3 protein-coding genes are annotated in these 2,942 nt (G+C 66.9%); all 3 read right to left on the reverse strand.

Translation table 11 applies throughout. From position 1 onward, the window contains the following. On the reverse strand, positions 1 to 627 hold a 627-nt coding region (locus VGB60_RS08585; RefSeq protein ID WP_331037852.1), incomplete at its 3' end, for a hypothetical protein. Between the two features lie 128 nt (positions 628 to 755). After that, on the reverse strand, positions 756 to 2,432 hold the full coding sequence (locus tag VGB60_RS08590; RefSeq protein WP_331037853.1) for a ribonuclease J: 1,677 nt from the start codon (positions 2,430 to 2,432) through the stop codon (positions 756 to 758). Further along, positions 2,429 to 2,942: type III pantothenate kinase (locus VGB60_RS08595; RefSeq protein WP_331037854.1), on the reverse strand; the 514-nt coding region annotated here is incomplete at its 5' end. The genes VGB60_RS08595 and VGB60_RS08590, both read right to left, overlap by 4 nt.

A 2,942-nucleotide genomic window follows, 5' to 3' on the forward strand; every position in this document is an offset into this window, starting at 1 on the left:
GCGGTCGGCCGCTGGGGTGTCCGGACCGAACTTGGCGTTCTGACTGGCGGAGAAAACCAGGGCCGGGCCGCTCTCCGGCACGACCAGTATGTACGCATGGCGCGGAAACATGAGGTAGTGCGCCGGCCATTTGGTGAACCGAACCCAAGGGTCCCGATCGGGACCCAGAGCATGGGCCCCGACATAAACGCCCGGGGGCAAGGTGCGGCCATCGACCCGACCGAACCGGGTCAGGATATGATCGGCCATCACGTGATCGAGCAGAAATATCCCCCGCGCCGCCTGCCGGGCGAAATGGCCGCGTATCTCCGCCGCCGTCGGGCGCGATCCCAACGCATCGCCGTAGATGACGGCGAAGGCGTCCGGCGGGACCGCCTTGCCTTCGGCCGGGCTGTACCACAGGCCCCGGACCTCCTGGACCGAGCGACCCACGGGATCAGACCCGCGGAAAGCCGTCAGGCTCAGCGTCAGGTTTACCGCGGCGAACAGCAGGACGACGCCCAACATCGCCTGGGCCAGGATCAGCGCCCACTTGCGCCAGCCCCTGAGCGGATGCCGGGCGTGCCGAACATGCTCTAGCGTCGCGCGCGCGCGGCCCTTCAGGTGATCGCGAACCCCTTCGCCCATCCGCACCCTCTTGTGATCCCGAGCCCGCTTGCATGGGTCGAATGGATCTGAAGGCGCTCACTGAATCAGAAAAAGCGCTCGAGCGAAATGTCGACTGCGGCGACCGCGGCCGTCGGGATTGTCGCCCGTCAGAGCCTCAGAACGATCGTCTCGACGATCGGACGACGATCCCAGATCTGCTGGCTGCGCTTCTTCAGCGCTCGCGAGACGGCCTGTTCGATGACCATCTCGTCCTGCAGCGCTTCGCCCTTCAGCTTCATCACCGCCTCTTCGGCCCGCTCCGCCAGGTCGTCCAGCGCGTCGCCCAGCGGCGATTCGTCGTCTCCGGGCAGTCCGACCGAGCGCACGTCGATGTCGCTGACGATCTTGCCGCGCCTGTCCATGGCGAAGCTGACGATCAGCACGCCGTTGGTCGAGGCGTGCCGCCGCTCGTGCAGCGCTTCGCCCTGTTCGGTGACCAGGCGGCCGCCGTCGACGTAAAGCCGCCCGCTCGGAACCTCGTCGATGATCGTGGCCGGTCCGGGCGCCAGCCGGACCATGTCCCCGTTGCGGGGCGTGACGGTTTCGGCCACTCCGAGATCCTTGGCCATGTTGGCGTGCTCGGCCAGATGCCGGCGCATGCCGTGGGTCGGAACCGCGATGCGCGGCCGGGCCCAGGCGTACATCTGTTTCATCTCGTCTCGGCATGGGTGGCCTGAGACGTGGACGTGCGGATGGTCCTTCTCGGTGTAGAGCCGCACGCCGCGGTCGGCGAGCCGGTCCTGCAGGGCGGCGATGGCCAGTTCGTTGCCGGGAATGACCCGCGACGAGAAGATGCAATGGTCTCCCAGCCCCAACTTGATCACCGGGTGGGTGCCCTGCGACGCCCGCGACAGGGCCGCGCGGTCCTCGCCCTGACTGCCGGTGCACAGGTACAGGATCTGATCCGCCGGCCAGACGCGCGCCTCTTCCTCGGACAGGATGCGCTGGGTCTCGTCGAACAGGCCGACGTGCTTGGCCGCCGCCGTGATCTTGTGCATTGACCGTCCGGCCAGCGCCACGCGACGCCCGGCCAAATGCGCGGCCTTCATCACGCTGACCATCCGGGCCACGTTGGAGGCGAAGCACCCGACCGCGATGCGTCCGGTCTTCAGGCTGCCGATCAGCTCGATCAATCCGGCCTGCGCGTCAGTCTCGGACCCCGCCTGCCCTTCGACGAAGACGTTGGTCGAGTCGCAGACCATCGCCAGCAGGCCCTCGTCGCCCAGTTTGGTAATGGCGGCGATGTCGGTCGGCTGGCCGATGACCGGCGTCGGATCCAGCTTCCAGTCGCCGGTGTGGAACACCGTGCCCAGCGGCGTCTTGATCGCCAGCGCATTGGGCTCGGCGATCGAGTGGGTCATGGTGATCATCGTCACCTGGAACGGGCCCAGATCGATCGTGCCGCTGAGCGGCACCTCGATGACCTTCACCTCGTTCAGGATGCCCGCCTCGCGCAGTTTCTCCCGGATCAGGAAGGCGGTGAACGGGGTGGCGTAGATCGGCGCCTTGAAGCGATGCCACAGCCACCCGATGGCCCCGATATGGTCCTCGTGCGCGTGGGTCAGAACGATGCCGCGGATCTTTTCGCCGTCGAGGAAGGCCGGATCGGGCACGATCACGTCCACGCCGGGCGTCGACAGGTCGCCGAAGGTCACCCCAACGTCGACGATCATCCACTCGCGGTTCGCCTCGGGCCCGTAGCCGTAGCAGTTCAGGTTCATACCGATCTCGCCCGACCCGCCGAGCGGGACGAAGACGAGTTCGTCGTTGGATTGCTTTTTCATAGGTCCTTGAGATGGGTATTGCGGCGCCAGATTTCGAGCAGGCCGCGGATGGTCAGGTCCGGATCGAACCGGTCGATGGAATTCGTCGCGCCTTCGAACAGGGAGGCCACGCCGCCGGTTCCGATGACGGTCATGGGCCCGCCCCACTCCGCCTTGATGCGCGCGACCAGCCCCTCGATCAGGGCGACATAGCCCCAGAAGACGCCGGATTGCATGTTGGAGACGGTGTCCTTGCCGATCACCCGCTCCGGCTTCTGAATGGCGATGCGGGGCAACATTGCGGCAGCCTCGTGCAGCGCCTGCAGCGACAGGTTGATCCCCGGCGCGATCACCCCGCCCTCGAACGCGCCATCGGCCGCGACGACGTCAAAGGTCGTCGCCGTGCCGCTGTCGATGACGATCAGATCGCCGGGATAGACCAGATGCGCGCCGATGGCGTTGACCAGCCGGTCGGCGCCCGCCTCGCTCGGCTTGGTGATCCGCGCCGTCATGCCCAGATCGACGTTGTCG

Origin of the sequence: Brevundimonas sp. (assembly GCF_036399195.1) — a bacterium.
GTDB lineage: Bacteria > Pseudomonadota > Alphaproteobacteria > Caulobacterales > Caulobacteraceae > Brevundimonas.